7 protein-coding genes are annotated in these 7984 nt (G+C 43.9%); all 7 read left to right on the top strand.

Annotation, left to right across the window (positions count from 1 at the left end; genetic code table 11):
- The first annotated feature begins 156 nt into the window (after positions 1 to 156).
- The 7 genes from ACXAG2_RS20575 (at position 157) to ACXAG2_RS20545 (ending at position 7819) form a co-directional block, all read left to right on the top strand.
- A complete protein-coding gene (locus ACXAG2_RS20575) occupies positions 157 to 939 on the top strand; it encodes a restriction endonuclease (protein ID WP_474870149.1) in 783 nt (260 codons plus the stop codon).
- A complete protein-coding gene (locus ACXAG2_RS20570) occupies positions 936 to 1643 on the top strand; it encodes an NYN domain-containing protein (protein ID WP_474870146.1) in 708 nt (235 codons plus the stop codon). The genes ACXAG2_RS20575 and ACXAG2_RS20570 overlap by 4 nt, the downstream gene beginning before the upstream one ends.
- A gap of 295 nt (positions 1644 to 1938) precedes the next feature.
- Entirely contained in the window at positions 1939 to 2760 is an 822-nt protein-coding gene (locus ACXAG2_RS20565) for a helix-turn-helix domain-containing protein (RefSeq protein WP_474870143.1), read from the top strand.
- A gap of 181 nt (positions 2761 to 2941) precedes the next feature.
- Entirely contained in the window at positions 2942 to 5113 is a 2172-nt protein-coding gene (locus ACXAG2_RS20560) for a TonB-dependent siderophore receptor (protein ID WP_474870140.1), read from the top strand.
- Between the two features lie 8 nt (positions 5114 to 5121).
- Positions 5122 to 5523, top strand: a complete 402-nt coding sequence (locus ACXAG2_RS20555; protein ID WP_474870137.1) for a cupin domain-containing protein — start codon at positions 5122 to 5124, stop codon at positions 5521 to 5523.
- Positions 5520 to 6521 (top strand): PepSY-associated TM helix domain-containing protein, encoded by a 1002-nt coding sequence (locus ACXAG2_RS20550; RefSeq protein ID WP_474870134.1) that lies wholly within the window; start codon positions 5520 to 5522, stop codon positions 6519 to 6521. Before ACXAG2_RS20555 ends, ACXAG2_RS20550 begins: the two co-directional genes overlap by 4 nt.
- Complete coding sequence (locus ACXAG2_RS20545; RefSeq protein WP_474870131.1) at positions 6443 to 7819, top strand: MFS transporter; 1377 nt, start codon at positions 6443 to 6445, stop codon at positions 7817 to 7819. Before ACXAG2_RS20550 ends, ACXAG2_RS20545 begins: the two co-directional genes overlap by 79 nt.
- Positions 7820 to 7984 lie beyond the last annotated feature (165 nt).

Here is a 7984-nt window from a genome sequence, read left to right as displayed (position 1 = left end):
TGGAAGAAGGAAGAAGGGTGGGGGGGGGGGGGGGGGGAGGGGGGGGGGGGGGGGGGGGGGGGGGGGGGGGGAAAAAAAAAAAGAGGGGGAAAAAACAAAACCCCACTAAGATAATGACTAGAATGAGATGATATCTGGTACAGGATAGACTTGTTTATGCCACGGAAAAATCAGGCATTTGTTAATACACTACTTAACGCCCCATGGTGGATTTCGGCTTGTTTAGCCGCTCTCATATTTGCCACATCAAAATATGTACTTCCCAATATTTCGTTAGAAAATCATCTGATTGAGATGTTTGTCAGAGCTTTGGCGGTGCCAGCGCCTTTCTTTGCTATCGGCCTGTTAATCATCTCGTTTTTTGCATTTTTGAATGCCAGACGTAAGTCTGCATTGTTAGACGCTCAAAAGAATATTGAATCAGTAAGAAGTCTTCACTGGAGAGACTTTGAAGAAATGGTCGCTGAAGCTTATCGGCGCAAAGGATATCAAGTTATCGAAGGCACCTATGGTGCTGATGGCGGTATCGATCTGGAACTGCGTCGGGATGGCAAATATATACTTGTTCAGTGTAAACAATGGAAAAGTCAGAAAGTCGGTGTGAGTATTATTCGTGAGATGTTTGGTGTTCTGACTGACAGCAACGCTGATGAAGTCATCATTATCTGTTCTGGTCATTTCACTGAAGATGCTAAAGCATTCGCTAGCGGAAAACCTATATCACTCATCGATGGTAAACAGCTGTGTGTGCTTATTAAAGACGTACAGTCTTCCAGTCAATTTGTTACTGAGCCATCTGCTAAGCTTTGCCCTAAGTGTGGTTCAGTTCTGGTAACCAGAACCGCCAAACGTGGAAAGTATGCTGGAGAACAGTTCCTTGGCTGTTCTTCGTTTCCAAGCTGTAGATATACGGAGACTACCAATAAGGATATAGGATGAAAGATCTTGATGGACACAAGAAAATAGCAGTACTTATTGATGCTGATAATGCACAGATAGCGAGGCTTTCAGCAATTCTGGATGAAATATCGGCCCATGGTCACGTACTCATCAAACGTGCGTATGGTGACTGGTCAGCTGAAACGCTTAAAAACTGGAAGAAACCATTTAACGAACTGGCGATACAACCTATTCAACAATTCGCCTATACCACTGGGAAAAACGCTACTGATGCATCGATGATAATTGATGCCATGGATTTACTTTATTCTGACCGAATCGACGATTTTGCTCTGGTCAGTAGTGACAGCGATTTTACTAAACTGGCATCCAGACTAAGAGAATCCGAGAAATTTGTATTTGGTGTGGGAGAGAAGAAAACACCAGTTTCGTTTAGGAATGCTTGCGATGATTTCGTCTTTACTGAGAACCTGGATTCAGCTCAAGATGCTAAACCAGAGAAAGTAGTGGCAGGCCCATCACCTGTAAGTTCTTCTAACGGTGCTGAAGAGCTGATTCCGGCATTCCTTAAAGCGTGGGAGCTCTATCAGAATGAAGATGGATGGGTTAACGCTGGTCCTGCTGGTAGTTTTCTGAAACGGGCTAAGCCAGACTTCGATCCTCGTACCTATGGGGGCAAGAAAGTTACGGACGTTGTAGCCAGCTTATCCAGTGAGTTCCCCTATGGGGTGCTCTACACTTAAGAACAGTTATTTAGCTGCTTAGCCATAATCACTCATTTGCAAAGAAAAAATATTGCGCCTACTTCGAGTATATATGGATGACTAATAATATCTACCTGTTTTATATGGATATTTTTAGTTCATGTCAATACTTATTAACATATCCTATTTAGCTGTGGATAGATACCCTGAAAGGCAGCGCCTTTGTATTATAAATAGCTTCTTTTGTAGCGATACTAAAGCACCTTTAATTCGGTGTTGATCGCTCCCCATTTTGCAATGATAATAATTATTATTTCTATTTAATGCGGTACTAATGAATTCCTCACAGTTTCCAATACTTCCTTTTTCTCATAGTGCAGGTACTATAAATGCCAGCAATCGTCACACTGAAGTAGAACGATTATCAGCCGGTGTGAAACTGGCGTTTATCAAAAGCGGAGAGTTTGATTTAGTCGTAAATGAACAACACAAGCTAAATATTGTCTCTGGAAAATGTTATTGCTTGTCTAGTCAGACTCACTGGCAACTTGAGCACGATTTTTTTCAACATGCCTCAATTGAATATGTGACAATTGATCTGCATCACGACTTCGTGAAACAAAGTATTGCCTCTTCTGCCCCATGGTTTTCCGAGCAACAGCAATTTAAGCACACTGATATTGGTTTAGACGCAAGAATGGCCGCTATCATCAGTCAAATACTCTCATGTCCATATAAAACAGGCGCCAACCAACTGTTTAAACAAGCGAAGAGCCTTGAACTCGCAGGGTTAGTTGCTCAACGTATGTCCACCGAACATCGATGTGGGATGGCAGCACCTCCGAAGGAAATTGAACGCGTAAAAGCGCTGGTTGCCCGTGTAAGCAGCGATTTATCCTGCCAGTATTCAACACAGCAATTAGCGAGTCTCTCGGGCTTTAATATACGTAAGCTTAACCATTTATTTCACTTACTATACGACTGTTCAGCCGCAGACTATGTTCGTCGCTTAAAGATGGAAAAGGCATGGGAGCTCATTGTCATTGATGGCGTCGACGTCTCCAATGCTGCCCTATCGATCGGTTATAGCTTAGCTCACTTCTCAACTCTGTTTCAGCAGTATTTTGGCTCCGCTCCCAGTACCCTGCGTTATTAGCCTGTAAATCTAAAACAAAAAGCCGAATTTCTAAAACTTCTTTCCTGATATAACGATAAGCTCAACCGCGAATAAGAATCAATCTTAAATGGCTTCGTTGGGTTTGTCGTCAACTGCGCTCATAGCAATGAGCACTGTCGAGTCGCAACAACGACTTAAATAAAAAAGGAGTAAGATATTCGTGTTGGAACTTTCATACGTTCACAAACAGCCCCTATTTGCTATGACGTGGGTGATTTATGCTATCAGCAATGCAGTACATGCCAAAGAAGCTGACACAAATAATATCCAAGATATCGAGCGTATTGTTATTACCGCAAGTTCAGAACCTGGGACTGATATAGGATTAAAAATTCCAGCCAAAATTTCGGAAATTCCTCAAAGTATTACCATTCTCGACGAAAACAGGATGAATGCTCAGCGCTTAGTTACGCTTGATGATGTTATGTTGAAGGCTACCGGTATTACTACTCAACCCGGTGTTCAATTACGCACCGCCTACTATTCAAGAGGTTTTGCGATTAGCTCTATGAGCTTTGACGGCATTCCAACCTCCGGTTGGAATGAAGCCATTAACACAGAAGACATGGCTATTTATGGACGTGTAGAACTGCTGCGTGGGGCATCTGGTTTGTTGCAAGGCGTAGGCGATCCGGCAGGTACAATTAATTTAGTCAGAAAACGTCCTACCGAATCGCTATTAGTCAAAGGCGAGGTCGTTGCCGGCAGCGACAGTAATTATCGAGTGGTGGCAGACGTTGGCGGGGGATTAAATAAGGATGACGCATTGCGAGCTCGGGCTATAAGTGTTTATGAGAATAAAAACTACTTTTATGATGGAGGGGATCGAAATAAAGCGCTGTTTTATGGCACGACAGAGTGGAATATCCTACCCAATACTGTATTGGCATTAACTGCCAAGTATCAGGATACCAAGGACTCCGGGGTGATGATTGGCGGGTTACCGCGCAATAAAGACGGTACTTCAGTTGCGCTAAGCCGATCAGCCAATACCGGTACTCGTTGGTCAGAAAGAAACTGGGAAAATGCTCAGTACTTTGTCGAGCTGAAACACTATTTTAATGATAGCTGGTACGGAAAAATCTCGGTGTCGCGTATTGACGGCGATAGTGATCTATCCTATGCGAGCTTATTTGGTGGCATTGACAAACCCACAGGTGATGGTGCAATGCTCATCAATGGTGCTTATGATTTCGATAATAAAGAGACTGATTTAGATGCATACATTACAGGAGAGTATGAATTACTCGGAATCTCAAATCACTTAGTTGCCGGTATCAATTATTGGGATGCGGATGAAGGGCAAATCTCTTATGTACTAGAGGGCATTAGCGGTGATACGAATATCTATCAATATCACGCCTCGGCAATAGCAGCCCCTACCGCGAAAAACCAAACCGGAGAACAGGTTACCAATACGCGCCAATATGGTGGTTATTTTGCTAATCGCACTTCATTAGGCTTTGATTTAACGCTTATTTTAGGTGGTCGATTAAGCTGGTGGGACACCGACGTTAATCGTAGAGCCAGTGTCGGCGGACCGTTGTCACCGCTTGGCGACTATGACATTAATGCCGAATTCACTCCGTATGGGGGCATCGTTTACGAGATCAATGACCAGGTATCTGCTTATTCCAGTTATACCGCCATTTTCAATCCTCAAAGCTATCGTGATGCTGCCGGAGAAATCCTTGACCCGATGACCGGCTATAACTATGAAGCTGGCATGAAAGGATCGTTTTATCAAGGGAATCTATACAGCGCGCTTTCACTGTTTAAGATTGAGCAAGAAGATCGTGCTCAAATCGATCCCAACGTTCCCTGTGCTGGTGGCTCTGATTGTGTGTATATCGCTAATGGAGCCGTAGAAAGCGAAGGGCTTGATATAGAAGTGTCAGGGTCATTAACCGATAACCTTAAACTTCAACTAGGCTACACATGGGTTGATACTGAATATGTGCGGGATCGCAATGCTGCTGGCGATGCGACAGAAAGTGAAGGGCAACCTTATGCGAGTTTTACGCCCCGCCACATGCTCAAAATATGGACATCTTTTACCCCCTCATATTTTAGTCAAGCCCTCAGTGTCGGCGCTGGCGTTAACATTCAGAGCTCACAGTACGTAGAAAGCAGCGGCACACGTCTAAGCCAAGGAGGATACGCTGTTTTTGATATGGACCTGCACTACACATTTAACGAACAGTGGGAATTATCATTCAATGTAAACAACCTCTTTGACAAAACCTATTATGCGAGACTTGGCAGTATAGGCTGGAATAACTGGTATGGCGAGCCCAGAAATATTCAGCTTACGTTGCGCGCACAGTACTAGGTTTAATCATGAAGTTATTAAGAAACCCATCAACTTTTTTAACCTTATCGAAAGATAAGGTGCTATCTGTGGTAGACATCGACAATGAAAAATGGCGCGGTGTAGTAAAAAACACCGATGGTTATGTATTAAGCGTACTGACAATAACCGAAGATAAAATGTTGCATCCTGATTTATGGGAACGGCATACAAGCGGCGACGAGTTTCTTTATGTGATATCTGGAGAGATTAAAATAACCCCTGCGATATCACAGGGGAGCTCTGAAATACTTTATGGTGGACAGGGTTGTATCGTACCAAAAGGCGAATGGCACCGGCTTAATTTGATTAAACCTACAACATTATTGTTCTTAACACCCACACAAGGTACCGAACGACGGCCTGTTAGCAGTGAGCAGGAATCGCCATGAAAAAACGAACCTGGATGAAATTTCATCGTTGGATCGGGTTAGTGTCGCTATTACCTTTTATTGGTCTGGTTACTACTGGCTTAGTATTAGTGGCATCGGCACCAATAACATCGCAACAGCAGTTGACGGCACTAGAACAACAGCTTGTTTTGCCCTCCACAGTGAAAGCTATTGAGCGGCTGACTGCTGCGCACTCTGAGACATCAATCACTATGATCCTTCCGGGCTCTAGGCTGGCTGACGATTGGCGTGTTCAATTTACCGATAGCTCGATCTTCTGGGTCGATCCTGACACCGGCAATGTGAAAAAAGAGAGTTCTGACTGGCACTTTCATCAATGGTGGCTGAACGTACACAATACCTTGTTTGTTGGACGTTACGGCCCTTATTTTGTACTGTTGACGGGTTTCTTTATCTTAATGCAAGTGATCAGTGGCTTGCTTACCCAATCCAAACTGTTTGCTGTTATTTTTACTAAGCCACGATTCACATCTTTGCGTTACTGGCATCGCAGTTTATCGCTTGTGTTCTCTGGGTTGCTGCTGATCAGCTGCGCTAGCGGTATGCTTTTGATAATTTATAAAATTGCCAGTCAGTTGCCTTATGATAACCCGTCGACCGATGTTCAACAGTCCCATCAAACAGTATCTGCGGTTAACCTTGAAGCAATTGTAGAAACATTGCTGGAGCGTCCATCACCCAATATTCTACAAGGCATCATGATCTCCCGCACAGAGCCGAAAATTGCCACCGTGATGCTTCTCGATCGAGAAGCTCACTGGTGGAACAAATCAATAGCGTTTACTTTTGATGCCAGCACTGGAAAGCGCCTAGCAGCTGATCCTCCTTCATTATTTTGGAAAATCATGGTTGCGATAAAGGCAATTCATATTGGTATCTGGGGTAGTGCAGTAACGGCATGGCTATATCTGTTTGTTGGTTTCGCCATTTTATTTTCTATCGTCAGCGGTTTACTGCTCTGGGGCCGACGTCGCTAGAGTTTGAACAATCGTTATATAAACACCTCTTCGTAGAGCAAACATTTATGAAATTTAAACACTGGGATTTTCGCGCATGCACGAGCTTGGTTACTATTGGCTTGTTGTATATATGTCAGGGACTACCATTAGGGTTAGCGATGGATTTTTTACCGACCTATCTGAAAATCCAAGGCGCGGATCTGCAACTACTCAGTTGGTTGCCTATCATTGGGTTACCCTGGGTAATAAAGTTTCTATGGGCGCCTTTTATCGATAATCATTGGTATCATAAATTGGGCAAACGCAGAAGCTGGATTTTATCAATGCAACTTAGCATTACCATACTGCTAGCGATTGTCTCCTTATTGAAAATTAATGAAAGTAATTTAGGTGCATTGGTTGCCTTGTTCTTGCTAATTTCTATGGCTGCGGCGACTCAGGATATTGCCACCGATGGATACTTGGCAGAAAATTTTGACCGCTCACTTTTGTCAATTGCGAATGCGGTGCAGGTGTCCTGCACACTAGTTGGTTTTTTTATTGGTGGCGGTTTAGCGTTAATGATCGTAAGCAAAGTAGGCACTACTATGGGGCTTTTATCATTAACCATGCTTCCCCTCTTGGCTATGCTACTTTCGCTGTTCATGCCGAAGACGCAGCCGCTAGAGAGTTTATCTCGACATAGCGAAACCGCTAAAAAAACATCTGCGTCTGCGTGTTTAGCCGACTTTTTCGTTCGCAAAGGCGCTGTAGCGATTGTGGTATTAGCGGTAATTTCAGCAATCCTTGCGGTGGGCGGTTTCTCCTTAGGAAAACTTTATTTAGCATCTCAAGACTGGACTGCTATCGCAATCGGTCAACTCTCGATGTATAGCGGTGCAGTGACTATTTTTATAGGTTGTGGGCTCGTGTCGTTATTGATTCGCCGATTTGGTATCCGACCACTCGCTATCATTAGTGTTGGAGCCGCGGTCGTTGGTGCTTTAACTTGGGTAGTACTAATTTCAGGTTATATTGAGCTCGATAAGCAGTGGGTCTATGCTGCCGTCGCATTCGGTGCTATTGCAACCGGAGGCATGTCGGTTTGCGTAATGACCATGGGTGCGCAATTTGCGTCTTACGGGAAGCAAAGTGGTACAGATATGACTGTCGTACAAAGTGCTAGAGATATAGGTGAAATGGCAGCCTCATCGGGCGCTATCTCAATTGCTGCTACAATTGGTTTTGCCAACACTTTTACCATTTGGTCGGTTGTTGGGGGAATTACACTGTTTTCTTTATTTATCTGTCGCTTCAGCTTGTTATCGCAAAGTTAAATGTTGAGCAAATTATATCCAATGACCACAATGTGTTTGAGTATATCCTGGGCAGCATAGAGCTGCTCAGCCAGCTAAATAACTGATCCTATGTCTGCTACACCTTTGCCATTCCGTGGGCATTGCCGGGGAATGGTGATGCGGTCTCCATAAACCGCCGTACTC

It is taken from the genome of Alteromonas sp. ABH4_456, assembly GCF_056160645.1.
Note: the sequence above shows the minus strand (reverse complement) of the source record. Positions and strands in the feature narration are given on the sequence as shown.